Annotated in this window: 28 protein-coding genes; 13 read left to right on the forward strand and 15 right to left on the reverse strand. The window is 72.5% G+C overall.

The window, feature by feature from the left end; all coding sequences use genetic code 11:
* Positions 1-24 precede the first annotated feature (24 nt).
* From WFJ17_RS02805 to WFJ17_RS02815, 3 genes are all read left to right on the forward strand, one after another.
* Complete coding sequence (locus WFJ17_RS02805; protein WP_336647631.1) at positions 25-987, forward strand: J domain-containing protein; 963 nt, start codon at positions 25-27, stop codon at positions 985-987.
* Positions 988-1,171: 184 nt separating this feature from the next.
* Complete coding sequence (locus WFJ17_RS02810; RefSeq protein ID WP_336647632.1) at positions 1,172-3,019, forward strand: sensor histidine kinase; 1,848 nt, start codon at positions 1,172-1,174, stop codon at positions 3,017-3,019.
* Positions 3,010-3,675 (forward strand): response regulator transcription factor, encoded by a 666-nt coding sequence (locus tag WFJ17_RS02815; protein WP_251443651.1) that lies wholly within the window; start codon positions 3,010-3,012, stop codon positions 3,673-3,675. The genes WFJ17_RS02810 and WFJ17_RS02815 overlap by 10 nt, the downstream gene beginning before the upstream one ends.
* A gap of 105 nt (positions 3,676-3,780) precedes the next feature.
* On the opposite strand, the gene WFJ17_RS02820 is transcribed toward WFJ17_RS02815, so the two are convergent.
* Together WFJ17_RS02820 and WFJ17_RS02825 are read right to left on the reverse strand one after the other, a co-directional pair.
* Positions 3,781-5,082 carry a serine hydrolase domain-containing protein gene (locus WFJ17_RS02820; RefSeq protein WP_336647633.1) on the reverse strand — a complete coding sequence of 434 codons (1,302 nt, stop codon included), beginning with the start codon at positions 5,080-5,082 and terminating at the stop codon, positions 3,781-3,783.
* Between the two features lies 1 nt (position 5,083).
* A complete protein-coding gene (locus tag WFJ17_RS02825) occupies positions 5,084-6,319 on the reverse strand; it encodes a serine hydrolase domain-containing protein (protein ID WP_336647634.1) in 1,236 nt (411 codons plus the stop codon).
* Between the two features lie 210 nt (positions 6,320-6,529).
* Between WFJ17_RS02825 and WFJ17_RS02830 the strand changes: the two genes are divergently transcribed.
* On the forward strand, positions 6,530-7,843 hold the full coding sequence (locus tag WFJ17_RS02830; protein ID WP_336647635.1) for a serine hydrolase domain-containing protein: 1,314 nt from the start codon (positions 6,530-6,532) through the stop codon (positions 7,841-7,843).
* Positions 7,844-8,012: 169 nt separating this feature from the next.
* Here the strand turns inward: WFJ17_RS02830 and WFJ17_RS02835 are convergent, their stop codons facing one another.
* Entirely contained in the window at positions 8,013-8,630 is a 618-nt protein-coding gene (locus tag WFJ17_RS02835) for a DUF4386 domain-containing protein (protein WP_336647636.1), read from the reverse strand.
* Between the two features lie 68 nt (positions 8,631-8,698).
* Between WFJ17_RS02835 and WFJ17_RS02840 the strand changes: the two genes are divergently transcribed.
* From WFJ17_RS02840 to WFJ17_RS02850, 3 genes are all read left to right on the forward strand, one after another.
* Positions 8,699-9,367, forward strand: coding sequence for a TetR/AcrR family transcriptional regulator (locus WFJ17_RS02840; protein ID WP_336647637.1), 669 nt, complete (start codon positions 8,699-8,701; stop codon positions 9,365-9,367).
* 128 nt (positions 9,368-9,495) lie between these two features.
* Positions 9,496-9,903 (forward strand): cupin domain-containing protein, encoded by a 408-nt coding sequence (locus WFJ17_RS02845; protein ID WP_336647638.1) that lies wholly within the window; start codon positions 9,496-9,498, stop codon positions 9,901-9,903.
* Positions 9,891-10,109, forward strand: a complete 219-nt coding sequence (locus WFJ17_RS02850; RefSeq protein ID WP_251443669.1) for an RNA-binding S4 domain-containing protein — start codon at positions 9,891-9,893, stop codon at positions 10,107-10,109. The genes WFJ17_RS02845 and WFJ17_RS02850 overlap by 13 nt, the downstream gene beginning before the upstream one ends.
* 12 nt (positions 10,110-10,121) lie before the next feature.
* On the opposite strand, the gene WFJ17_RS02855 is transcribed toward WFJ17_RS02850, so the two are convergent.
* The gene (locus WFJ17_RS02855; RefSeq protein ID WP_336647639.1) at positions 10,122-11,426 is read right to left on the reverse strand and encodes a hypothetical protein; all 1,305 of its coding nucleotides are present in this window, start codon (positions 11,424-11,426) and stop codon (positions 10,122-10,124) included.
* 350 nt (positions 11,427-11,776) lie between these two features.
* Between WFJ17_RS02855 and WFJ17_RS02860 the strand changes: the two genes are divergently transcribed.
* From WFJ17_RS02860 to WFJ17_RS02875, 4 genes are read left to right on the forward strand one after another with little or no spacing between them, the layout of a single operon-like run.
* Positions 11,777-12,199, forward strand: coding sequence for a hypothetical protein (locus WFJ17_RS02860; protein ID WP_336647640.1), 423 nt, complete (start codon positions 11,777-11,779; stop codon positions 12,197-12,199).
* 12 nt (positions 12,200-12,211) lie between these two features.
* A complete protein-coding gene (locus WFJ17_RS02865) occupies positions 12,212-13,321 on the forward strand; it encodes a sensor histidine kinase (protein WP_336647789.1) in 1,110 nt (369 codons plus the stop codon).
* Positions 13,318-13,953 carry a response regulator transcription factor gene (locus WFJ17_RS02870; RefSeq protein WP_336647641.1) on the forward strand — a complete coding sequence of 212 codons (636 nt, stop codon included), beginning with the start codon at positions 13,318-13,320 and terminating at the stop codon, positions 13,951-13,953. Before WFJ17_RS02865 ends, WFJ17_RS02870 begins: the two co-directional genes overlap by 4 nt.
* Before the next feature lie 31 nt (positions 13,954-13,984).
* Positions 13,985-14,920, forward strand: a complete 936-nt coding sequence (locus WFJ17_RS02875) for a hypothetical protein (RefSeq protein ID WP_336647642.1) — start codon at positions 13,985-13,987, stop codon at positions 14,918-14,920.
* A gap of 33 nt (positions 14,921-14,953) precedes the next feature.
* Here the strand turns inward: WFJ17_RS02875 and WFJ17_RS02880 are convergent, their stop codons facing one another.
* Positions 14,954-15,826: a hypothetical protein gene (locus WFJ17_RS02880; RefSeq protein WP_251443679.1), complete on the reverse strand. Its 873-nt coding sequence runs from the start codon at positions 15,824-15,826 to the stop codon at positions 14,954-14,956.
* Between the two features lie 187 nt (positions 15,827-16,013).
* Here WFJ17_RS02880 and WFJ17_RS02885 point away from each other — a divergent pair, with 187 nt between their 5' ends.
* Positions 16,014-17,108, forward strand: coding sequence for a LacI family DNA-binding transcriptional regulator (locus tag WFJ17_RS02885; protein ID WP_336647643.1), 1,095 nt, complete (start codon positions 16,014-16,016; stop codon positions 17,106-17,108).
* A gap of 51 nt (positions 17,109-17,159) precedes the next feature.
* Here WFJ17_RS02885 and WFJ17_RS02890 read toward each other — a convergent pair whose 3' ends face one another.
* From WFJ17_RS02890 to WFJ17_RS02910, 5 genes are all read right to left on the reverse strand, one after another.
* Positions 17,160-17,576: a type II toxin-antitoxin system VapC family toxin gene (locus tag WFJ17_RS02890; RefSeq protein ID WP_336647644.1), complete on the reverse strand. Its 417-nt coding sequence runs from the start codon at positions 17,574-17,576 to the stop codon at positions 17,160-17,162.
* Positions 17,573-17,863: a type II toxin-antitoxin system Phd/YefM family antitoxin gene (locus WFJ17_RS02895; RefSeq protein WP_251443685.1), complete on the reverse strand. Its 291-nt coding sequence runs from the start codon at positions 17,861-17,863 to the stop codon at positions 17,573-17,575. Before WFJ17_RS02895 ends, WFJ17_RS02890 begins: the two co-directional genes overlap by 4 nt.
* Positions 17,864-18,067: 204 nt before the next feature.
* Entirely contained in the window at positions 18,068-19,141 is a 1,074-nt protein-coding gene (locus WFJ17_RS02900; protein ID WP_336647645.1) for an RNA polymerase sigma factor, read from the reverse strand.
* 128 nt (positions 19,142-19,269) lie between these two features.
* Positions 19,270-19,656, reverse strand: coding sequence for a YciI family protein (locus tag WFJ17_RS02905; protein WP_251443691.1), 387 nt, complete (start codon positions 19,654-19,656; stop codon positions 19,270-19,272).
* Between the two features lie 228 nt (positions 19,657-19,884).
* Complete coding sequence (locus WFJ17_RS02910; RefSeq protein ID WP_336647646.1) at positions 19,885-20,349, reverse strand: hemerythrin domain-containing protein; 465 nt, start codon at positions 20,347-20,349, stop codon at positions 19,885-19,887.
* A 177-nt stretch (positions 20,350-20,526) separates the two neighbouring features.
* On the opposite strand from WFJ17_RS02910, the gene WFJ17_RS02915 reads away from it, so the two are divergent.
* Positions 20,527-20,697, forward strand: coding sequence for a hypothetical protein (locus WFJ17_RS02915; RefSeq protein WP_251443695.1), 171 nt, complete (start codon positions 20,527-20,529; stop codon positions 20,695-20,697).
* Between the two features lie 9 nt (positions 20,698-20,706).
* On the opposite strand, the gene WFJ17_RS02920 is transcribed toward WFJ17_RS02915, so the two are convergent.
* The 5 genes from WFJ17_RS02920 to WFJ17_RS02940 all read right to left on the reverse strand — a co-directional run bounded on the left by WFJ17_RS02920 (position 20,707) and on the right by WFJ17_RS02940 (position 24,289).
* A complete protein-coding gene (locus WFJ17_RS02920) occupies positions 20,707-21,084 on the reverse strand; it encodes a DUF488 domain-containing protein (protein ID WP_251443698.1) in 378 nt (125 codons plus the stop codon).
* 10 nt (positions 21,085-21,094) lie between these two features.
* Positions 21,095-21,895: a family 1 encapsulin nanocompartment shell protein gene (locus tag WFJ17_RS02925; protein WP_336647647.1), complete on the reverse strand. Its 801-nt coding sequence runs from the start codon at positions 21,893-21,895 to the stop codon at positions 21,095-21,097.
* Positions 21,896-21,921: 26 nt separating this feature from the next.
* Entirely contained in the window at positions 21,922-22,941 is a 1,020-nt protein-coding gene (locus WFJ17_RS02930; protein ID WP_336647648.1) for a Dyp-type peroxidase, read from the reverse strand.
* Positions 22,942-23,132: 191 nt separating this feature from the next.
* The gene (locus WFJ17_RS02935) at positions 23,133-24,029 is read right to left on the reverse strand and encodes an NAD-dependent epimerase/dehydratase family protein (protein WP_336628107.1); all 897 of its coding nucleotides are present in this window, start codon (positions 24,027-24,029) and stop codon (positions 23,133-23,135) included.
* A complete protein-coding gene (locus WFJ17_RS02940; RefSeq protein WP_251443706.1) occupies positions 24,026-24,289 on the reverse strand; it encodes a hypothetical protein in 264 nt (87 codons plus the stop codon). Before WFJ17_RS02940 ends, WFJ17_RS02935 begins: the two co-directional genes overlap by 4 nt.
* Positions 24,290-24,526: the final 237 nt, after the last annotated feature.

The following is a 24,526-nucleotide window of genomic DNA, read 5'->3' on the forward strand; positions in this document are numbered from 1 at the left end:
CGCCGGCAGAACCCGAGGAGCGCGATGTTCGACAGCCCGCTCTCCGCCTCCGCGTACGAGGTGCTGGGCGTCGTCGCCACGGCCTCCGATGACGAGCTCCGCCGCGCCTACCGGCTGCAGCTGCGCCGCACGCACCCCGACACCGGCGGGGATGCGGCCGTGTTCATCCAGGTGCAGCGCGCCTGGGAGCTCGTCGGCACCCCCGAGGTGCGCGCGGGCTACGACCGCGGGCACGGGTTCGCCGACGACGACGTGCCCTGGGACGGCTGGCGCGCCCCGGCGGCCCGCACCGACACCCGGCCGCGCGCGAAGTCCTACGGGGAGGCGGGCGGGAGCCGGCGTCGGCACTACATCGCGCAGGTGCGCGCCTGGACCGGATCCGACGTGGCGGATCCGTACGATCCCGCCTTCGTGCGCACGGTTCCGCGCGAGCTGCGACGAGTTCTCGCGAACGCCCTCGCCGAGGAGCACACCGCCCGGACGGTCGCCGACCTGGGTATGGGCTTCACCGCCTGGCACGACGTGGCGATCCCGTCCGGGACGCCCGTGGCCGGCGCGCCCCTGTCCGGTGCCGCCGGCGGAACACCCCCGTCGCCCGAAACGCTCGACCACATCGTCCTCGGCCCCTCGGGCCTGTACGGCCTGATGTCGGCCGACTTCGGCGAGATCGCGCGCTTCCGCGGCGGCGAGGTCATCGGATCCGGCACCGGCTCCCGCGCTCCGGTCACCGCACTCGTGACGCAGGTGCGAACGATCGCCCGCGCCGCCCGGGTGCGCTTCGGCGGCGCGATCCTGGTACTGCCGGACGACGACCTGGCGCAGGCGACGACCCCGCTCGGCGCGATCCGCGGCACGACCGTCGTGGTCGTGCGCCGCAGCGCCCTGCGCCCCCTGCTCCGCGCCGGGGTGCCCGGGTCCCGCACGATCGGCGGCACCGAGCTGTTCGATCTGCGCACGCGGATCCAGCAGACCGTGCGCTTCGCCTGACGACGACCGGATCCGGATCCGGCTCTCCCGTCTGTCTCTGAGTCTCTGAGGAGGGGCGCGCCCTGCGGACCGCAGGTGCGCGTTGCAGACCGCACAGGACCCAGGCCCATGGCGACGTCCGCCGCGGCGGGCCATCATGAGGGTGGACTTGTCGCGCACGCGACGGGGCGGAGAGGGGCGACCGATGACGACGCAGGGCGGCACCCCGGCCTCCGCCGCCGACGCACCCGCACCCGCACCCGCACCCGCACCCGCACCCGCACCGAGCTCGGCATCCCCCGGCGCAGCCCCCACTCCTTCGCCCCGCGCGGTCCCCGCCCCCGTCACTCCGCGCACCGGCGCACCCCGGCCGCTGCCCGCGGCCCTCATCATGGTCGCGGTCTTCGCGTTCCTCCTCGGCGGGGTCGAGCTCGCCCTCGGCCTGGGCGCCCGGAGCACGTTCTGGGTCGTCGCGCTCTTCACCGGCGTGTTCTGGATCTGGGTCGCCGCGGGGCTCCTGGCCTGGTGGCGCCGGCCGCACAACGCCACCGGAGTGCTGCTCGTGATCGGCGGCATCGCGCTGTTCCTCGCCGGGCTCGTGAACGTCGGCGTCGAGGTGCTCTCGGTCGTCAGCGCGGTCTTCGCCACGAGCCCCCTGGCGATGACGGTGCATCTGCTGCACGCGTTCCCGTCGGGCCGGCTGCGCGGGCGGCTCTCCATCGCCACGGTCGTGCTGGCGTGGATCTCCTGCCCGGTGCTCCAGCTCGCCGTGGTGCTGACCTCGATGCTCGCACCGGACGCGGCCGGGGTGATCGCCACGGTGCAGAAGGGCATCGGGATCACCGCGATGGTGCTCACCGCGATCGTGCTCAGCCGGCGGCTCGTCGCGGCCGATCCCGGACACCGGCGGGTGCTGGGCCCGCTCTTCGGCTACGGCATCGTCGCCGTGCTGCTGCTCGCCTTCGCGCCGACGATCGTGCACGCGTTCGGCTGGCCCCGCGAGATCGGCGGCATCACGCAGCTGCTCGTCTCCGCGGCGATCCCCGTCGCGTTCCTGCTGGGCGTGCTGCTCGGAGGCTTCCGCCGCACGGGCGACCTCGAACCCCTGAGCGCCTGGCTCGGCGTCAGCGGCGCGGGCGGTCCTGCGGTCGCGCGAGCACTGGCGGCCACCCTCGGCGACGACTCGCTGGAAGTCGTCTACTGGTCCGAGGAGCACGAGGAGTTCGTCGACGGGGCGGGCGCGCCGGTCGATCCGTCGCGTCGCGGCGCGGATCGCGGCTGGTGCGAGATCCGCATCGACTCCCGGCTCGTCGGCGCGATCGTCTACGACACCCGGATGACCGCGGATCCGGGACCGGTGCGGCGCGCGGGCGACGTTCTCGCCATCGCGATCGACCGGGAACGCCTCACCGCCGAGCTGCGGGCGAGCAACGAGGCGCTCAGCCAGTCCCGGATCCGGCTCGTCGAGACCTCCGATCGCGAGCGCTCGCGCATCGCGCAGGACCTGCACGACGGGATCCAGGTGCAGCTCGTGCTGCTCGCCCTCGCCGCCCAGACCATCGCGAACGACCCGGACGCGCGCCCGGCGACGAGCGAGGCCTCGGCCCGACTGCGGCAGGGGATCGATCAGGCGGCGGCGGATCTGCGTCGGCTGGTGCACAACGTGCTGCCGGTGGCGCTCACCGAGCGCAGGCTCACCCCGGCCGCGGAGGACCTCGTCGACCGCCTGGCGATCCCGGCGACGCTGGAGGCCGACGTCGACGACGCGGCGATCTCGTCGACGACCGCGCACACCGCGTACTTCATCATCGCCGAGGCCCTGACGAACACCGTCAAGCACTCGAAGGCGTCGCGGGTGCGCGTCGCGATGCGCACCCAGGACGGCCGGCTGCACCTGGTGATCCACGACAACGGGGTCGGCGGAGCGAGCCTCGACCGCGGAGCCGGGCTCCGCGGTCTGCTCGATCGGGTGGACGCGCTGGGCGGCCGGCTGCGCCTGCGGTCGGATCCGGGACACGGCACCGAGGTGAAGGTGGATCTGCCATGCGGGTGATCATCGGCGAGGACGAGGTGCTGCTGCGCGAGGGTCTGCGCCACCTGCTCGCACAGGACGGCTTCGAGGTGGCCGCCGCCGTCGGCGACGCCGAGGCGCTGCTGGAGCAGGTGGACCTGCTCACGCCGGACCTGGTCATCACCGACATCCGGATGCCGCCGACGCACACCGACGAGGGCCTGCTCGCGGCGCTCCGGATCCGCACGGCGCACCCCGGGATCCCGGTCGTGGTGCTCTCGCAGTACGTGCAGCGCCGCTACGCGACCGAGCTGCTGGATCAGGACGGCGGCGGCTTCGGCTACCTGCTCAAGCAGCGCATCGCCGACGTCACCACGTTCACCGCCGACCTGCGCCGCGTCGCCGCGGGCGGCACGGCTCTGGACCCCGAGGTGGTCTCGGTGCTGGTGACCCGCGCCAGCCGCGCGAGCGGAGCCGTCGGATCGCTCACCCCGCGCCAGCTCGAGGTGCTCTCGCTCATGGCGGAGGGACGCAGCAACGCGCGCATCGCCGCCGATCTCTTCCTCACCGAGAAGGCGGTCGTGCAGCACACCTCGCACATCTACACCGCGCTCGGACTGCCCGTCGACGGCGACGACCACCGCCGCGTGCTCGCGGTGCTGCGATTCCTCGCCTCCGTCGCCGAGGAGTACCGCTGAGCCCTTCACGGGGGCACCGCGTTTCGTCTCGCTGCGCTCGCTCAACGACCCCGACGGGAGGGCGCGCTCGCTCAACGACCCCGGCGGGAGGATGCGCTCCTCGTGCTACTTCCGCGGCGGCGGAGCATAGGCGGTGCCGAGCTCACCGGTGAGGGCGACCAGGAGCCGCACCGCGGGCGTCTGGCAGATCGCATCGCCCGGGTCGTCCGTGAGCGTGGGCGACGTCGTGCAGCCGCCCGAGGCGATGTCGCTGTTGGTCTGCACCGCGACCGTGGTGTCCGTCGCCGTGTCGTAGAAGAGCGAGGTGTTGTAGCCGGAGAGGTCGCCGGTGTGCCCGACCCACCCCTGCGAGCAGCTCATCCCGAAGCCGTAGCCGATGTCGGAGAACGAGGTCAGCCGCAGGGTCTGCGTCTTCGCGTCGACGAGCCCCTGCCCGGTGCCCAGCGCGCGTCCCATCGTCAGCAGATCGTCGATGTCGGAGATGATCTCGCCGGCCGTGAAGCTCCACGACGGGTTCCAGTCGGTGGAGTCGGCCGGGGCGTCCGGGGTCGCGCTGTTCCCGTTCAGGGTGTAGCCGCGCGCATACGGCTCGGGCAGCGCCGCCGAGGTGCCGGGCCAGGACGTGTTCGCCAGATGCAGCGGATCGAAGATCCGGGACTGCATGAGCCGGCCGACATCCTCTCCGGTCACCTTCTCGATCACCTTCCCGAGCAGGACCGTGTTCGTGTTCGAGTAGGCGAAGCCCTCGCCCGGGGGGAACAGAGGCGAGACGGCGGCTCCTGCCGCGATGACCTCCTCGGGGGTGTAGACCGCGGTCGGATCCGCGAAGTACTTCTCCAGGAGCTTCTCGTTCATGGTGTAGCTGGCGACGCCGCTGGTCATGTCGGCGAGCTGGGTGAGCGTGATCCGGTCTCCGTTCGGGATCCCGTCCACATACTTCGAGATGGTGTCGCTGAGCTTCAGCTTCCCCTCCTGGGCGAGCTGCAGCACGATCGTCGCGGTGTACATCTTCGTGAGCGACGCGATGCGGGTGTGCATGCCGACCTGCATCGGAGTCCCGGCGAGATCGGCGTTCCCGTAGGCCTTGGTCCAGGTGCCCTCCGGCGTGCGCACCCCCACGACCGCGCCCGGCGAGGCTCCGAGCGCGAAGGCCTTGGCCGCCGCGGCGTCCAGCTTCGCGACGGTCTCCGCCGGCAGCGCCGACAGCGTCTTCGCGCCGGCCTTCGCGGCGATGGTGGCGGCCGGATCCGCGACGCAGCCGGCGGTCGCCGCACTCGCGGACGGCGACGGCGAGGCCGTGCCGGGCGCGGCGCCGGACGGACTGGTGCAGCCGGCCAGGACGAGGGCGCCGACGACCACGGCGAGCGCCAGGGGGCGACGGGGGGTGCGGCGGGACGGCGTGATCATCTCAACCTCCGTAGATGCTCGTCATGAGCGTCGTGGCGATCGTCGCCGCGGGCGGACGCCCGTCGGCTGCCGGGGCGAGGTTCGTCCAGACGACGATCGTCACCTTCTGCTCCGGGTCGTACCCCATGAAGGAGTTGAAGCCCGGCAGCTCACCCGTGTGACCGTAGAGCGGCCCGATCTTGGCGATCCCCCACCCGTACTGCGGGTCGGGCAGCGGGGGCAGCGGGATGGGCACCGGCTGCACGCTGGCGAGGCGCTCCTTCTGCAGCGTCGGGCTGAGCAGGCCACCGCCGCCCAGCGCCTCGACCCAGTGCGCGAGGTCCCGGATCGTCGAGACCCCGGCGCCTGCGGCCCCCGCCCAGGACGGGTTCAGCTCCGTCGTGTCTCCGGGCAGCAGCGTTCCGGCCTTCGCCTGCGCGAGCTGATCGGGCGGAAGCTCGCTCGTCTCCATGGTGTCGACGTTGGTCGAGTACATGTAGCCGTGCGAGAACGGTGCGGGGAGGGCGGCGTCGTCGGCCGCGGGGTACGACGTCTCGCGCAACCCCAGCGGAGTGAACAGCCGCTCCTGGAAGATCTCCGCGAGCGGCTTCTGCTCGAGCTGCTCCGCGATGAGCCCGAGCAGCACGGTGTTGGTGTTGGAGTACGCCCAGCCGTCCCCTGGCGGGAACAGCGGCGGCTCGGCGAGGCCCATGGCCGCGAGCTCCTCGGGATCCCACACCCGCTGCGGCTGCGTGTCGAGGGCCGTGTTCAGCGCGAGGGTGGTGGTGTAGTTCGCCAGCCCGCTGCGCATCGTGAGCAGCTGCTCGATCGTGATGCGGCTGCCGTTCGGCACGTCGGGGCGGTACTTCGACACCTTGTCCGTGAGCGCGATGCGCCCCTCCTGCACGAGCTGCAGGATCACGGTCCCGGTCATCGTCTTCGTGTTGGATCCGATGCGGAAGTGATCGTCGAGCGACACCGGAGTGGATCCGTGCAGCTCGGTCGTGCCGTAGGTCGCGGTGACCTCCCCGTCGGGGGTGCGCACCAGCATCGCGGCCCCCGGAACGCCCAGCTCGGCGGCGAGGGCGGCGAAGCGGGCCCGCAGCGCAGCCGGATCCGTCGTGACGGATCGCCCCGGGGCGGAGGGCGAGGGCGACGCCGACGGGCCGCCGACCGGCGCACCGGCGCAGGCCGGGAGGCACAGGGCGATGACCGCCGCCGTGGCGAGCGCCGCCACCCGGCGACCCCTGTTCGACATCCTCACGGTGACTCCTCCGTCGTCTCCCGCACACGGCGGGTTTCGCCGACGCGGTCTCCCCGATGAGATCCGCGTCGGCCCCGGCATCCCCAGCGGATCCAGTCTCCCGAAGCCGGCACCGGCGCGGAATGGGTCTACGTCTATTCCTTCGCGCGGGCCGTGATGGGAGAGTGTGCTCGGGAGGGTTCGCTCATCGGAAGGGACACCGTCATGGCCACCGCACGACTCGCGAGGCCGGTCGCGCTCGCGGCCGCTCTGCTCCTGCTCGCCGGGTGCTCATCGCAGCCCTCGACCGGCCCCACCGCCACCGGCGCCGGCACGCCGACGTCGACCGTGCCGGCGGTGTCGACCTGCGTCGCGGATCCCGCCGCGGTCGTCGCCCGTTCCGCAGACCTGCCGACCTCCGCGATGCCCGACGACCTCGTCGCGACGATCGACAAGGCCGCGCAGGACTCCTTCGCCCAGACGTCCGCGAAGGGCGCCGTCGTGGCCGTGCAGTCGCCGAAGGGCCTGTTCCTCAAGGCGTACGGCATCGCGGATCCCGCCACCGGAGCACCGATGACCACCGACATCTACCAGCGGGTCGGATCCATCACCAAGACCTTCACCGGCACGCTCACCGTGCAGCTCGCCGCCGAGGAGAAGCTCAGCCTGGACGACCCCATCTCGAAGTACGTGGACGGGGTGCCGCGCGGCGGCGAGGTCACCATCCGGATGCTCGCCGACATGAGCAGCTCGGTGACGAGCTACACGAAGGACGACGCCTGGCAGAAGGTGTTCTTCTCGGATCCGGACCGGGTGTGGAAGCCGGAGGAGCTGCTCAAGGCGGGCATCTCGCTGCCGCCGCAGGATTTCGCGCCGGGCACCGCCTTCGACTACTCCAACACCAACACGATCCTGCTGGGCTTCGTGATCCAGAAGGTGACCGGCAAGAGCTATCAGGACGTGCTCGCCGAGAAGATCCTGACGCCGCTCGGGCTCACGCACACGATCTTCCCGGCCGGATCCGCCGCGTTCCCCGACCCGCACGCCCAGGGGTTCACCCTGCAGGGCGGCCACGGGACGCCGGAGAACCCGGCGAACACGACGAACTGGAACCCGTCGTGGGGCTGGACCGCGGGCGAGCTGATCTCGAGCGCGCAGGATCTGCTGCGCTACGGACGCGCGGAGGCCACCGGCGCGGGGCTCGTGCCGGCGAAGCAGCAGGAAGAGCGGCTCACCTCGTTCCGCGAGTTCAACGGCCCGGGCGCGGGCGGCTACGGCCTCGGCTGGGGCTGCCAGAACGGATGGGTAGGCCACACCGGCGAGCTGCCCGGCTACAACACGGCGATGTTCTACAGCACGGCGGACGACACCACGATCATCACCATGGTGAACAGCGACATCCCCTCCGGCGACTGCGCGAGCGACGCCCGCACGCTCACCGACAACCCGACCGACCTGCCCTGCAGCTCGCCCGCGACCCGGATCTTCCAGGCCCTCGCGACGACGATCGGCACCCCCTTCGCCCCGCAGAAGAAGTAGCCGACGAGACGGCGGCCCCGGGGTCCGGATCGGGGTCAGGGTCCGGGTCCGGATCCGTCCCGCCCCGTTCCTCCGCTCCGTCTCCCTCCTCCCGTCGTCTTTCCCTCCCCTGGCGGGCGCCACTGCGGGGAGGGGAAGACGGTGCGGAGAGAGAGACGCGCAAGGGACGTCAGACGGCGAGCGCCGGGGCGCCCCGCCACGGACGGCCGATGAGCAGCAGCACGGCGAGCCAGATCTCGAACGCGAAGATCGGCACGGCCGCGATGCCCGCGACCACGCCGTTGAGCGGGATCGCCCCCCAGAGCTGCGCGAGGTCGCTCGCGAACACCAGTGCACCGCCCGCGACTCCGAGCGCGGCGAGCGCCCGCGGCAGGATCCGCGCATCCCAGAGCAGCCAGCCCAGCACCACGGTGTTGACGCCGATGACCAGCCCCTGACCGACGAGGAACGCCGCCGTGTGCAGCGCGGCCGCGGGGCCCGCCGCGAGCCAGGACGCGCCCTGCGCCCCGGCGCTCGCGAGCATCGGCAGCGTGCCGGCGAGGATGACCGCCGCCTCGACCGCGCGGAGCGCGGCGAACGTCAGCGCGCGCGTCGGCGCGTACTCCTGCAGCAGCCGCCACAGCAGCACGCCCGTGCCGACGCAGCCGATCGCCAGGGCGAACTCGAGGGCGACGCCGGCGCGGATCCAGCCCTGGGCGTAGGCGGGCACGGCGAGCACCGAGGTGACGTGCGTCACGAGATAGAGGACCCCGGCGAGGAGGGCCTGCCGGCGGAGAGAGGGGGTCATGACGGATCCGTTCATTCGGGTGTACGGCGTATACCTAGCGGATCCGATCGTAGGCGTACGCTGTATACGTGTCAACATCGGTGCCGCGGACGCCCCTGGACCGGGGCCGCATCGTCGCCGCGGCCATCGAGCTCGCCGATGAAGCCGGCCTCGAAGCCACGAGCATGCGGCGCGTCGCGGAGCGCCTCGGCGTCACCCCGATGGCCCTCTACAAGCACGTCGCACACCGGTCGCAGCTCGTCGACGACATGCTCGACGCGCTGCTGGCTCGCATCCCCGCCGCCGCGCAGGGCGCCGACTGGCGCAGCAGCGTCCGCGCCAGGATCCTGGCCGCGCGCACCCTGCTCTCCGCGCATCCGTGGGCCCGCGACGCGATCGAGTCGAGCCCCCTCGCCACGGCACGGGTGCTCGCGCACATGGACGCGCTGATGGGCGCGATGTTCGACGGCGGCCTTTCGGCCGACCTCGTGCACCACGCCATGCACACGCTGAGCACGCGCATGTGGGGGTTCACCCGCGACGTCATGCCGACTCCGCGCCTGCCCGATGACGCGGAGCAGCGCGCGGCCGCGATGTCCGCCTATGCGCGGGAGTTCCCCTCCATCGTGCGGATGGCCACGACCGCGCCCGGCGCCGGCGCGGACTGCGACGACGACGCCGAGTTCGCCTTCGCCCTCGATCTCCTGCTCGAGGGCGTGGAGCAGCGCCGCGTCAGCGGATGGCGCTCGGATCGCTGATCCGGCCGGCGGCGCGAGAAACCACTCTGCGCAGAAGACGCCACGTCTGCCGCGTGTCTCCTGCGGATTCCGGTTTCTCGCGGATCCTGCGCTCGGACGGCACCCGATTGCTGGGATACCGTGGCGGAATGAGCGGAAACCACGTGTACGAGACCGGAGCGATCGACACCTGGGGTGTCGACGAGGGCACCGGGAAACGGTTCGTCGACGGGGAGTCGGCGCAGTACCTCGGAATGTCGGTCAACTCCACGGATCCGGGCGGGAGCTCGCCGTTCTGGCATCGGCACAGCCGTTTCGAGGAGCTGTACGTGTTCCTCGACGGACGGGGCCAGATGGCGCTCGACGACGAGGTGGTCGACGTGCAGCCGGGCACCGTCGTGCGGGTCGCTCCGGAGACCTGGCGCGCGGTGCACAGCGCCGTAGACGCGGGCGTGCCGCTGAAGTGGCTCTGCCTGCGCGGCGGCGGCGACAGCCTCGCCGGGATCGGCCGCGACGGCGAGCTGGACAAGGAGCGGCCGTTCCCGTGGGCGCGGTGACCGACGTCTCGATCGGTGGCGAGAGCATCCGACTCGGGCAGTTCCTGAAGTTCGCCGGGCTCCTCGACTCCGGCGGCGACGCCAAGGAGGCGATCATCGACGGGTACGTGCGCGTCAACGGCGAGGTCGAGCGCCGCCGCGGGCGCCAGCTGGCCGATGGCGACCTCGTCGGCTACGAGGAGCGGACGGTGCGCGTGCGGCCCTGAGCGCCGAGCCGGTCAGTCCTGCGCGGGACGGCGCAGCAGCTCGATCACGACGAGCAGCAGCACCGCGCCCAGCAGCACCCACAGCACGAGCCACGCCGTGAGCGGATGCACGAGCAGCACGACGGCCGCGGCGGCGAGGGCGACGACGATGAGGATCCCCCGGCGCGACCGATCGATCCATCCGCCGAGGCGCGCGACCCCGCCCGGAGCATCGTCCGAGGGCGCGCCCCCGCCGGGACGCACCGCCGCGGCCACACGGCCACCGGCGCCGCGGACGGCGACCGCCGCGCGCGAGGCGCCGATCAGCCAGGCGACGAGGGCCGCCACCAGCGAGATCAGACCGAGTGCGAGCAGACGCTGCGTGAGCGGCTCCGTGATCCGGTCGAACACTCCCCCGGCCGCCGCAGGCGTGATCGCGGATCCGTTGGACGCCAGGGCGCCGATGCCCACCGCGCGTCCGACCGCGACCGCGGCGAGCAGCATCACCATGATCACGACCGCCGCGACACCCGTCGCGAGGATCGCGCGCCGGCGGCGCCGCGCCACCAGCACACCGGCGACGAGCAGCGCGAGCGCGAGCCACGGCAGCCAGGCCGAGACGGTGACGACGATGCCGTAGGCCGCGACGGCCGTGCCCATCGAGGCGTTGTGCACGAGGACGATCGAGCGGTCGGTGGTGGGGATGGTCTGCGCGAAGGTCACCCCCTCGGCGAGCAGCCGTGCGCGCACCCCTTCGAGGACGGGTCCGAGCTGCAGCGTCAGCGTGCCGTCCGCGCCGGCGACGACCGCCGTGTCGGGGCCGCCCTGCAGCGCAGCCACGGCCTGGGCGTGGGAGACGCGCAGGGTCTGCTTCCAGATGTCGGCGAACGCCGGCGAGGTGATCACGTTCTCGACCATGCCGCGCACGAGGTTCTGCGCCCCCTGAGCGACCGGAGCCTGGAGCAGCCCCAGAGCGGTCGCTGCCCGGGGCGGCAGGTCGAGCGAGCGCAGACCGTCGAACACGTCGGCGGTGAGACCGGGGATGTCGACCTGCTGGTCGATCACGTCGTTGGTCGCGCGCACCAGCACGGCCTGCACCGCCGGGTCGGCGGCGAGCGGGGCGAACGTCGCGACGAACTGATCGGTGTCGGTGAGCAGGTCCCGGGCGTAGCTCGTGACGGCGCTGACCGAGCCGAGGACCAGGCCGAGCACGATCAGCACCGCCGAGGCCGCACTGCGCCACCCCGCGCCGGCACGCGCCGCGGCGCCCCGGCGCAGTGCATCGTTCTCGGCCTCGAGGCGGGCGATCTGTGCGGCCGGATCCTCAGCGCTCGTCATCGACGCATCCTTCCGTGGGGCTCGGTCGGGAAGGCGCCGAGCAGGTGGGCTGAGAGCAGACTATTGCCCCATCCGACGCCGGCCGGGTCTCCGCGCCCCGCCTTGGATCGCGCGCCCGGGCCGGCGCGACCGTCAGCCCGCCAGGCCCAGGAACACCAGGAGCAGCCGCTCGACCTGCGCGAGCTCCTCGGCCGTGGCACGCGCTGGGCACTCTTCGCGGACGAGTGCACCTGCGCGGATCGATCGTCCGGACCGGATCCTCTCGCGCCACGGGTCCGGTCCACCGATCGGTGATCGACCATGACCGATCGGTGGATCCGGGCGAAGCGACCTCCGAGGACTCTGGAGGGATGAACACGACAGCCACCGTCTCCCCCGTCTCCCCTCGCCGCGCGGCGTTCCGTCCGGTCGTCCTCCTCTCCTGGGCGTTCGTCGCGGTCAGCGCCGCGATGATCGCCTTCCTCTCGCTCGCCACCGTGTCCGGCACCGCGTTCGAGATCGCGATCTGGATCCGCTGCTCCCTCGTCCTGGCCAGCGGGATCGTCGTGGTCGCGATGGCCGTCGCCGCCGCCCGCGGCTCCCGCGGCGCCTGGGTGCGCCTGCGGATCGTCAGCCCGATCATCGTGGCCGCGGTGATCGTGATCGTGTCCATCCCCGGCTTCCTGCCCGACGGGGTGCGCATCGAGCAGGCCGTGTGCGGGCTCCTGCTGCTGCCCGTGGCGATCCTGGTGAACCTGCCCCGCATGCGGGCGCTCTTCGCGCCGAAGGCGTAAGGTCGGCCCGTGATGGACTCGCGCTGGCGGACCGTGCTCTCGGTCGCCCCGTACGTCGTGCTGGGGCTCCTGGCCGGGTTCGCGGTCCTCACGGAGGCGCGGCAGCCGGAGCGGCTGCTGCCGACGCTCGCCCTGTGCGCGGCCTACGGCCTGTGGGTGCTCGTCCTGCGCACCCTGCCGTTCCGGTGGCGCGACCGGCCCGCCGTGATCGCGGTCTTCCTCGCCGGCGCGATCGTGCTGAACCTGCTGCTCGTGCTGCGCGAGGGCACGTTCGGCTTCCTGGCGGTCGCGACATTCTCGTTCGCGTACTCGCTCGCAGCCTGGCCGTGGGAGCTGATCCCCGTCGCGGGCACCGCGGTCGTCGCGGGGATCGCGCAGAGCTCGGGGTTCCGCGCGGATCCGGCCGGCATCGCGGGAACCGCGGCCGTGATCCTGCTGAACGTCGTCGTGATGTGCGGGCTCTCGTTCGGACTGCACCGCGCCGAGCTGACGATGCACCGCACCGCCGTCCAGGACGAGCGCGCCCGTCTCGCCCGCGAGATCCACGACACCCTCGCCCAGGGCTTCACCGGCATCATCACCCAGCTGCAGGCGGCGGAGCAGGCGGCCGACGACGGCGCGCGCCGCCGGCACACGGACGCCGCGCTGACGCTCGCCCGCGACGGGCTCGCCGAGGCCCGCCGCTCCGTGCAGGCGCTGCGCCCGGCGGCGCTGGAGCAGACCTCGCTCGCGGACGCCCTCTCCGGCGTGGCCCGGTCGTGGTCCACGCGCACCGGCATCGCCACGACGGTGACCGCGGCCGGTGACGCCCGAGGGCTGCCGACGGAGACCGAGGTGGCGCTGCTCCGCATGGCCCAGGAGGCGCTGGCCAACGTCGAGAAGCATGCCGCGGCGACCCGGGTGACGCTCGCCCTGCGCGTGGGGCCCGCGACGGCGAGCCTGGAGGTGCGCGACGACGGCCGCGGCTTCGACGCCGTCGACCGCCTTCGGGGCGCCGCGGACGGCTCCGGCGGGTACGGCCTCATCGCCATGCGGGAGCGGCTGGAGGCCGCGGCGGGGGCGCTGATGGTGGACTCCCGCCCCGGGCGCGGAACCGTCGTGCGCGCGGAGGTGCCCGCATGACCGCACTCACCCTGCTCGTCGTCGACGACCATCCCGTCGTGCGCGACGGCATCGTGGGCATGGTCGGATCCGCCGAGGACATCGACGTGATCGGCGAGGCGTCGGACGGGGTCGAGGCGGTCGCCCTCGCCCTTGTGCACGCCCCCGACGTCGTGCTCATGGATCTGCGGATGCCGCGGATGGACGGCGTCGCCGCGCTGCGCGAGTTCGCGCGCCTCGGCATCACCAGCCGCGTGGTGGTGCTGACGACGTTCGACGCGGACGCCGACGTGCTCCCCGCGATCGCCGCCGGCGCCACCGGATACCTGCTCAAGGACGCCACCCGAGACGAGCTGCTGGACGCGATCCGCGCCGCGGCGGCGGGACGGACGGTGCTCGCCTCCGAGGTTGCCTCACGGCTCGTCGGCCGGGTGCGCACCCCCGAGGCGAGCCTCCTCACCCCGCGCGAGCTGGAGATCCTCGCCCTGGTCGCCGAGGGCACCACGAACCGCGCCGCCGGCGACCGGCTGCACCTCAGCGAAGCCACCGTCAAGACGCACCTGCTGAGCATCTACGCCAAGCTCGGCGTCGGCGACCGTGCCGCCGCCGTGGCCGAGGGTTTCCGCCGCGGCCTGCTCGACACGGCCCGCTGAGGGTCGCCCCCGCCGACGGTAAACTGGGCCGATGGGCGATGGGGAGCTCGGCCTACCGGGAACACGCACTTTCGCGGACGCCTTCGCCGACGCGATCGCTCGCCGCGACGTGACGCTGTCCGCCCTGCGCACGCGCCTGGAGGATCGCGGGAATCCGGTCTCGCTCGCGACCCTGAGCTCCTGGCGGTCGGGAACGCGCACCCCCGACGTGCAGCGGAGCTGGGCGGCGCTCAGCGACCTCGAGGACCTTCTTCAGCTCCCCGCGGGCGATCTCGTGCGCCTCGCCGCGCCTCGCCGCGCGCCGACGAATGCGACTCCCGCCCGGTTCCTCTTCGACGATGCGCGCGCCGCGGGGCTCGACATGAGGATCGACGACGTCGTCGACGAGCTGATCCGCGTCCTCGAGCTGGCGCCTCAGGATGCGTTCCGCGAACTGTCGATCCAGCGGATCGTCGACGTCGACGAGAACCTCCTCGTCGCGCGCGAGGTCACCTACTCCGTGGTCGAATGCGTGACCGGAGAGGTGTCCCGTTTCGGCTGGCTCAAGTTCAGCGACGAGCCGCAGTTCGACGGGATCGGTCAGATCACGCTCGACGGGCACGCCAGCGAACACCACGTCGATCCCTCGGGACGCATCCATGTGACGGTGTTCGAACTCGAGGAACCGCTCGCCCCCGGCGAGACCACCCTCCTCGCCGTGCGTCAGGACATCCCGGTCGAGCAGCGGTCCCAGCGCCGCGAGACGGTCACGCACGTCCATCACCCCGCGCAGAAGGTCGTGAGCTGGATCCGGTTCGATCCGCGCAACGTGCCGGAGCGGATCGAGGAGTTCGATCGCACCGAGACGGCCGAGCACATGACTCTGCGCGTCCTGGACACCCCGACGTCCCTCCATCAGGTCCGCTGGGACTACGGTCCCGGGGCGCTGGGCCTGCGCTGGGGCGACCCGCAGCCCGCCGACGACTGAGCCGGCTCCGCGCCGGCGCGCGCGGCGCGCTCCTCAGTCGTCATCGAACCCCCAGCGCATCCTCAGGCCACCCGGACCGAAGTCGCGGCGCAGGCGGTGCACCGATCTCGTCGTCCCCGCCGCCACCGTGACCGTCCGGGTGCCCCGGGACGTCATCTCCGTCTCGTCGAACCACTCCGGGGCACGGTCTCCGGCGGCCCGGAACCACTGCACGATCTCGCGCACCGGCCGGCGGACCGTCATGAGATGCTCACGAGGCGCGGGATAGCCCTCGGGAGACACCGCCTCGAACGAGACCATCGCGGTCTCACCCGGCTCGAGCGAGCGGTCGAGCGCCAGGGCGAAACCGCTCATCGTCCCGCCCGGGTGCCGGACCGTCCGGGCGAGCGTGCATCCGGCGAGGTTCCTCAGCACCGGCACGATCTCCGTGGGGCGGGACGCGGTGAGCAGAACCCCGAGCGAGTCCACACGGTTCTGCACGCACTGCACGAGGAGCACCGAGGACGCCTCCGACACCGTTCCCGATGCCGAGATCTCGATCGTCTCGCGGAGCGAGAGGATCCGCAGGCTGTCCGGAGGCGAGACCGCCAGCAGCGCGAACGTCTCCGCGCCTTCGGAATCGCGGAGCGAGGCGGGCGCGGACACCCTGCCCCGCCGCCGGGATCGCCCCGCCAGAAAGCGCGTGAGCGCACCCGACTCGAGACCCAGCTCGACCTCGATCCCGGCCACGATCGCAGCCGACGCCGCCCCTTCGGGGTGCCGCGCCCCCGTCCGCCAGTAGCTGAGCGTCGCAAGCGAGATCGACAGTCCCCGCCGGGAGAGCCGGTCCCGCAACGCCGACATCGAGACCCCGCCGACCGCGAGCGCCTCCGCGAACTCCTGCGCGAACGCCCGCTCCCCTGGCATCGGTCCTCTCCCGCCGTGCTCGTCCCCTCACCGGAAGTATCCTCCGATGACGCCGGATCCCGCGGATCCGCTCCATCCGGATTCACACTTCCAGACCTCCTGTGAAGGCCCGCTTCCTATCGTCGAGCATGTCGGAGACAGCGAGCCGTGACTCGCCGCCTCCGCATCGCCGAGGGGAGACGGGGACATGCTGACGGAAGAACGACGCGCGCGAATACTCCGCGAGATCGCGCGGCGCGGCAAGATCGAGGTCACCGCCTTCGCAGAGACCTGGGGATTCTCGGAGATGACCATCCGTCGAGATCTGGACGCGCTCGCGAGCGAGGGGCTCGTCCGTCGCGTCCGCGGCGGGGCCGTGCCCCGCCGGGAGGGCGCCGGGCTCCTTCCCGAACGCGGAACGACGCGGGGCACGCTGGGCCTGATCGTGCCCGACGCCGGACGGCACTTCTCCGGCGTGATCCGGGGCGCCGGCGAGGCCGCCCGCACGGCGGGGTATCGCCTCGTCGTCGGCTCCTCGCTGTCCTCGCGCGCCGAGGAGAGTGCGCAGCTCGCTCGAATGCTGGAGGCGGGCATCGACGGCCTCCTGTTCGCTCCGGCCGTCGCCGCCGCACCGGAGCCCCTCGATTGGGAGCAGATCCGCGACCTCCCGGTCCCCGTCGTGATCGTCGAGCCGGCGCCTCTCCGGCTGCCGACGGATCTTCGCGCCGACGTCGTGCAGACCGATCATCGCCACGGCGCCCGCATCGCGGTCGAGCATCTCGCCGCCAACGGCTACGCCCGTGTCGCGCTGTTCGCGCCGGACCCGGTGACCGCCCTCACCCAGCAGCGGGGATTCCGCTGCGCCGTCGCGGAGCTGGCCCTGGACGCCGACGTCCCCGAAGTGGCGTTCGGGAGGCACGGCGATGCCCCTCCCCTCTCCGGATCCGTCACCGCGTTCCTGCGGCACTGCGAGGAGGCGGCGGTGCACGCGGCGTTCGTCGGTTCGGACGAGGCGGCCGCACTGATGCTGCTGGAGCTGCAGCGCGCGGGGAGCCGGGTGCCGGACGACTTCGCGATCGTCGTCTACGGCGACGACTCCGCCGGGCTCACCGGGACCCCTCTCTCGGCCGTCGCGCTGCCCTCGCTCGCCGTCGGCGCCCGTGCGGCGGCGCTCTGCGTACAGCGACTGGAGCAGGATCTGCCCGCCTCTCCGGCGAAGCTCTCGCTCGTCCCGCATCTGATCGCCCGGGAATCGAGCCGCGCCACGCTCGCCCGCGGTCGGGAGATGCTCCGCGTCTCCTGACGGATCAGCAGGGTCCCGGGAGCCGCAGCGACTGCGGTCGCACGCAAGCCGTCAGCCCAGGGCCTCCGGGGACCCGACGTCGATCTCATGGATCCGGTCGCCGAAGTCCTTGCGATTGTTGGTCAGGAACCGATCGGCGCCCGCCGCGATCGCGGTCGCGAGATGCACGGCATCCGGAGCGCGGAGGCCGTACTTCGCTCCGAGCGTGACCGAGAGGTTCGCGATCACGCCGTCCATGGGCAGCAGACGGAGTCGCCCGAGGAGCTGAATGAGTCGCGCGACCTCTGTCGACGCAGGACCTGCGCGTAGCGGCTTCGGAAGGATCTCGGGCATGAGCAGGAGCGACCCGATCGCGCGGTCCTCGGCGCCGGCCTCCTCGAGCAGTGCCGCGAGCGCGCCTTGGAAGGGATGCTCATGGTCGGCTGCGTAGATGAGCACATCGGCATCGAACGCCGTGATGCCCCTCATCGAGAGTCGCGACCTTCGCGGATCCAGGCGATGAGATCCTCCGCGTCCGCGTGATCCAGCGCGGGCTCCCGTCCGAGAGGCTCCGTCCGGGCCGCCTCCAGACGGGCTCCGAGTTCGTCGGCGGCCCGCCACGCCTCGGCCGCGCGAGGGGAACGGAGCTTCGTCGGGCTGACCATCACCGCGACCACCCGGCCATGGCGAGTGATCCGCACGTCTTCCCCCGCCTCGACCCGATCCAGGAGCGCGGGAAGGGTCTGCCGGGCGACGGATGCACTGACACTGTCCATGGAGAAATCGTACGCTGTTGTACAAAATAGTACGATCTACGAACCCTGAGCTGCGCGAGTGCCATCTCCCGACTCTGACGACCCGCGGCATGCCGCGGGGATCGATCTCCGTGATCCGTGCACAGCGGCGCGGCGCGCATGGCTGTGCAGGACGGAGCCGCAGGCGCCGGGCCCCTCCGGCCGCCCCAGGACCCAGGGGATCCGCTACCCCGCCGACTCCACCGCCGCGAGCGCCTCGATCGCACCGCGGGTCGGGGCGATCCGCACGAGCGCGCGGTACAGCCGGATCAGCGCCTCCCGGTCGGTGACCCCGGTGCGCACCCGATCGCAGTGCACCGACTGGATCGCGGCTTCGAGCTGGAACCGCCCGGGTTCCCCTCCCCCGGCGACGCCGCTCAGCCGCGCCGCGCGGTGCAGCAGCGCCTCCCCTTCGGCGATGAGCGCACGATCCCACTGAGCGGGATCCTGTTCGGCGAGCGACGGCCAGCGCTCCCCGGGCTCCGCAGGCGTCCGCGCGGGGGCGCGCGACTGGGCGAGCGTGAGCAGGGCGGCCAGCCCCCATGCCTCGGGATCGACGTCGAGCAGGGTCGCGGTGAGCACGGCGAGCCAGCGGGCCTCGTCGGCGAGCGACGTGCGCACGTCGTCGTGCGGATCCAGCCAGTCCAGTGCATACGCGCCGTAGATCGCCTCGAGCACGGCGGTCGTGCGGGCCGGCATGTCGGCCCGCACCGGCAGCGCGAATCCGATGCCCGCGTCCCGGATCTTGCGCTTCGCCCGCACCAGGCGCTGCGCCATCGCCGCCGGCTCCACGTCGAACGCCCGCGCGACCTGTGCAGCATCGAAGCCGAGCACGGTCTGCAGCATGAGCGGCGTGCGGATCCCCGCATCGATCGCGGGATGCGCGCACGCGAACAGCAGCTCGAGGCGCCGGTCGGGGATCGCATCGCCCCGTTCCACCAGTGCGACGACGTCGATCCCGGCGTCGAGCGCGGGACCCTCGTCCGCGCCGGCGTCGTCCAGCGGTGACCGGGTGCGGTGCGCGGCCGAGCCCCACACGTCGCGGAGTCTGTTGCGGGCCACGGTGAGCAGCCATCCTTCCGGGTTGTCCGGCACTCCGGCGTCGGGCCAGGAGCGCAGCGCGCGCTCGAGCGCGTCGGCGAGGCAGTCCTCGGCGAGCGCGAGGTCGCCGGTCCCGCCGGCGAGCAGCGCCACGAGCCGCCCGTAGGAGGCGCGCACGGCGTGCTCGGCTGCGGCCCGCGCCTCGTCGACCGAGCTCACGCGGGCCCCGCGGGCCGCGCCAGATCCGCGAGACCGAACCCTCATCACGAGACCGCGGATCCCATCGTCGGTCTCGTGACTCCGGTTCGGTCTCGCGGACTCACGGCGGCGGTCAGCCGTTGCGCCCATCACCGCACCGGCGAGGCGCCCTGCCAGGCGCCGTCGACGTAGCGGGTGGCGACCGGCCGCACCTCGACGGCTCCCCAGGCGACCGACGGCGCCTGCTGGGCCCACCCGATCGCCGCGTCGAGGTCGTCGACCTCGATCACGACCGTTCCCCCGAGCTGCTCCCTGGTGTCGGCGAAGGGCCCGTCCTGGATGACGGGGTGGCCGTCGCGGACGCGCACCGTGGTGGTCGCCGCCGAGGGATGCAGCACCTCGGCGCTGCGCAGGACGCCGGCTTCGTCGAGCGCCTTCGCATAGACGTCGAAAGCGCGCATGCCCTCGGCGAGCGCCTCGGGCCCGAGGTCCTCCGCGGTCATCTCGGGGTACTGCAGCAGAAGCGTGTAACGCATGATCGGCCCTTTCTCCATGATGTCGAGGCCCTGGCGGCCACCGACACCCTGATGACGATCGAAGGATCCGCCGATCGACATCCTCCTCCGCCACAGTCGGATCCGCATCCGCCGGCGCAGGCCCTCGAGGCGGGGCAGGAGCCTTCCCGTCGCAGAAAGCGTCGCCATCGCCCGCTCGGAGCGACACTTTCTGCGACGGGAAGGCACCCCGCGCCTCAGACGCCTCGCTCAGAGGTCTCCGAGCACGTCGGCCGGATCCGCGTCGAGGGCCAGCGTCTCGAGCACCCGGATCAGACGACGCTCCTCGAAGGCGAAATGGTTCTCCATGATCGCCGCGACGCCGTCGAGGTGCCGGGTGAGCTCCTCGGGGGACGCGCTCGCGTCGACGGCTCCGGCGAGCGCGGTGAGCAGCCCGTCGATCATGGCGTGGTCCCGGGACAGCGTCCGCAGCACCGGAGCGAGCTCGGGGTGTGCGGTCTCGATCGCGGGGAACAGGGCGCGGTCCTCTCCGCGATGGTGCCGATCGAGCGCGACGCAGAACCCCCGGCAGTACAGCAGCAGATCACGGCCCGGCGGGGGATCCGATCCGCCCGCACCGGCGCGCGCGAGGGCGAGAGCCTCGCGCAGCCGGGTGTGCGCGCTGCGCAGCTCGTTGCTCCAGGCGATCAGCCTGGTCGTCTCCCGCTCAGTCACGCGGGAGCGAAGGGCAGGACGAGGTCATCGTCGTTCCTTCCGTCCGGCGCCTCCATGCCTGACACGGTCTGCCACCGGCACGCGACGCGGGGATCAGCGTACCCCACGCCCTCGGCGCACGGCCGCCCGCGGGCGTAGGGTGGCGGCGAAGTCACTCACGCGACCAGAGGAGACGCGATGTTCGGAGACAAGCGGCGCGAGGAGAAGCGCGAAGAGGCGGCACTCGCGGAGGCGAAGGCGCAGGCGGCGGCCGCGGTCGAGGAGAGCGAGACCGACGACGCCTCCTTCGAGCCCGACGAGCGACTGGAGGAGCAGGAGGAGCCGGACAGCGGCGACGTCCGGCGGTGACCCACGCCCTCAGGGCGTCGTCAGCACCTCCTGCAGCACGGTCGCCTCGCTGATGTCGGCGCGCCGGGCCGCGGTCAGCAGCGTCACCGGCCCCTCCCGCACGAGCGCGCGCAGGCCGGCGAGCGCTGCGGCCTGCGCCGGATCCTCCAGCTCGGCGCGATACCGGCGCGCGAACTCGGCGAACCTCTCCGGATCATGCCCGTACCACTGGCGCAGCGCGGTGGAGGGGGCCACGTCCTTGCACCACTCGCGCAGGGCGGCGCGCGCCTTGCTCACCCCGCGCGGCCAGAGCCGGTCCACGAGCACCCGCGCGCCGTCGTCGGGCGCCGGCGCGTCGTAGATGCGGCGCACCCGCACTCCGACCGGCGCACCGTCTCCCGCGGTCATCGCCGCGCCCTCACCGGAGGACGACGCTGGCCTCGGACGTGTAGGCCGAGAAGGTCACCGACTCCTGCGCGTACAGCCGGATCCCGTCCGCGTCGTGCGAGAGATACCCGATCGACACATCCTGGCCGAGCGTGAGCGCGTAGTCGCCTCCGCGCATCGTCAGCACGATCGCCCCCTCGAGCGCGGGCGCGAACACGATGGTGCCGTCGTCGCCGAGCAGCCGGGCCAGGTGCTGGTGCACCGGGTGGCCGTGATCGACCGTCTCGGCGGCCGCGGTGTACAGCTCGGCCGACAGCAGGAGCGCGTACGGCCCCTGCACACCGACCGTGCGGAGGACCGTGAGCGCCTGCGCGACCGCGGCCGGCAGCTCCTGCGGATCCGACGGGAGCGGGATCACGGCGTTCGAGCTGCTCGCGACGATGCCCTTCACGCCCGCCGCCTGGGATCCGGCGAACACCAGGGTGTCCTCGGCGGTGGCCAGCGCCTCCACGGCGTCCTTCACCGGCTGCCAGTCGGAGTCCTGTGCGCCGCGCTCGACATCGTCGACGGCCGCGTGGGTCACGGTGAACGGGGCGCGCAGCTCGATGAGCGGCTGCACCTGCCGGCGGCGCGCCTCGACCGCCCCGGCGGGGGCGTCGATCGGCTCGACGTGCCCGGTGCCGATCGCGGACAGGCCGGGTCCGCCCGCCTCGGGCACGTCGACGACGCGACGTCCCGCGATGCGGGTGATGAAGGTGCGGCGCGCCTCGTCGTCGATCTGATCCCAGGCGGCGGAGGAGATCGGTGCGAGTCTGCGGTGGAGGTTGTCCATGTCTGCGGCCTTTCGCGGGGTGGGGGTCAGTGCGCGGCGGCGGTTCGGAGTCCGCCGATGCCCAGGTCCGTCGTCGGCGCGTCGGCATCCACCGGCGCCGCCTCGGCCGGAGCCGCGGCGGGTCCCGGCCCCGGCACGTCGTCGAGGAAGTCCACGGTCGGGGTGAAGAACAGGGTGCCGGTGCGAGCGGTCGAGAAGTCGAGGATCCGGTCCGTGTTGCCGGGAGGGCTGCCCAGGAACATGTTGCGCAGCATCTGCTCGATTACACCCGGATCCGCGGCGTAGCCGATGAAGTAGGTGCCGAACTCCTCGGTGCCGAGCTCGCCGAACGGCATGTTGTCGCGCAGGATCTGCCGCTGCACTCCGTCGGCGTCGATGACCGTGTTGAGGTGCACGTGGGAGTTGACCGGCTTGACCGCGTCGGGCATCTCGACGTCCTCGAGCTTGCTGCGGCCGATCACGCGCTCCTGCTCCTCGATCGGCAGGGCACCCCACGCCCCCAGATCGTGCGTGTACTTCTGCACGATCACGTAGCTGCCGCCGGCGTAGTCCGGATCCTCGTCGGCGATGAGCACCGCGGCCGGAGCGGCGGCCCCCTCGGGGTTCTCGGTGCCGTCCACGAAGCCGAGCAGATCCCGCTCGTCGAAGTACTTGAAGCCGTGGGTCTCGTCGACCACCACGGCATGACCGCGCAGCCGGTTCATGACCTGCCGGGACAGCTCGAAGCACACGTCCATGTGATGGGCGCGCACGTGCAGCAGCAGGTCTCCTGGGGTTCCCGGCGCGCTGTGCCGCGGACCCTCCAGCGGCACGAACGGGTGCAGACTCTTCGGGCGCGGCAGCGCGAACATCCGGTCCCAGAACTCCGCGCCGATGCCGAGGACGCAGTTCAGCTCATCGTCCGGGATCCGGAACGACACCGATCGCGTGATGCTGGACAGGTCGGCGAGGACGTCGCGCACGACCTCCTCGCTGCCCTCGTTCACCGTGAGGACGAGGAAGAGCGCGGCCCGGGCCGGCGGTGCGACGAACTGCTGAGTGACCACCGGATCCGTCCCCTCCGCGCGCGTTCGCGACGCACGGTCAGCCTGTCATGGGAGGGCATCCGCTTCAAGCCGGTTGTCGTCGCGATCAGCGGGACTTGGCCCGGAGGACAGGCGGACGGTCCGGCGCGCCTGCTCCGGAGGCGGCGCCTCGATCGCGTCCCGGGCACTGTTCCCCGGTCCCCGCCGGCCGGTCATCCCCACGCCGGATCGCCGGGAACATCGAGGTAGCCGGCGCGGAGCTCATCCACGAGCGAAGGCCGGGTGGTGCGCCAGCCGAGCCGCTCGCGCGCCCGGTCGGCGGCGGCGTGCTGATCGAGAAGGAGCACTCCGGCGAGCGCCGGTCCGATCCGTCGAGCGGTCTCCTCGGCGGTCTCCGCGCGCACCGTCGCGCCCTCGGCCGATGCGGCGGCCGCCGCCAGCTCGGCGACGGTCTCGGTCGCCCCGGATGCCGCGATGTACACGTCGTCGACGTGCGATTCGGCGCCGATGATCCGGACGTACAGATCGGCGAGGTCATCGACGTGCACGGTGGCCCACTGCTGGGAACCGTCTCCGATCAGCGGGAGCACCGGCTGCGCCCCGCTGCGGTCGATGTCGTCGACGAACCGGCGCGGGATGCCCTGGCCGTGCCCGTACACGATCCCGGGCGCGACCACGACGACGCGCATCCCCTCGCCGTCGTCCGCGAGCAGCCCCCGCGCGGTCTCGTCCATCCAGGCCACCGCCGCCGGCGGCGCCGAGGGCGACTTCTCCGTGAGATCCCGTCCCGATCCGTAGGTCCACAGACTGCTCGTGTAGACGAAGGGCTTGTCACTCGTCAGCAGCCCCGGCGTGACGGCGGCGATGAAGTCCGCATCCTCGGAACGGGACGTGGCGGTGTGGATCACGCCGTCCGACTCCAGCGCGAGATCCGACACCGTGCGGGTGTCCTCCTCGGAGGCGAGGAACGGATCCGCTCCCGCCGCACGCACCTCGTCCGCATCGTCCTGGCCGTCGACGAGGGCGGTCACCCGATAGCCGGCGGCGATCAGCGCCTCCATCACACCTCGTCCGATGAAACCCGTCGCACCGGTCAGCAGCACGCTCATCTTTCCTCCTCGTCCGTTCCGGTCTCCCCCGTCGCGAGATCCTCCGGCCCCTCATAGGCGAGCAGGTAGGAGAACCACCGGCCGTCCCGCTCCTCCGGTTCGATGTCGTAGACCTTCACCCATCGCCGGCCGTCGTGCTCCACGATCCGGCGGAGCTCGTCCTCCGGCCTCCGATCGACGAGGACGAGCCCTTCGACCCGCTCCACCACGGGGCCGAACGGCCGATCCCGCAACACCGCCGCGTACGTCTCCGGGTTCATCCTCACCGCCCCCGCTGCTCGTGGCCACCCCCTCGTGGTCCGCCACGCTAATCCTCCTCCGCCGGTGGCGGGAGGGCGTCGTGGCGGACCTGTCACGGCGCACAAGCGGCACTGTGGGCGGTGACAGACGTCCCGTCCGGCAGCGCGGCCGCGCGTTCGGGCCGTGATCTGCTGGAGGCGCGGGGCGGCCTCGCCGACGGCGTAACCTCGCTGTCAGCGATGCGCACGGGACGGAGC

Source organism: Microbacterium sp. MMO-10, assembly GCF_037148715.1.
In the GTDB taxonomy this organism is placed as follows: domain Bacteria; phylum Actinomycetota; class Actinomycetes; order Actinomycetales; family Microbacteriaceae; genus Microbacterium.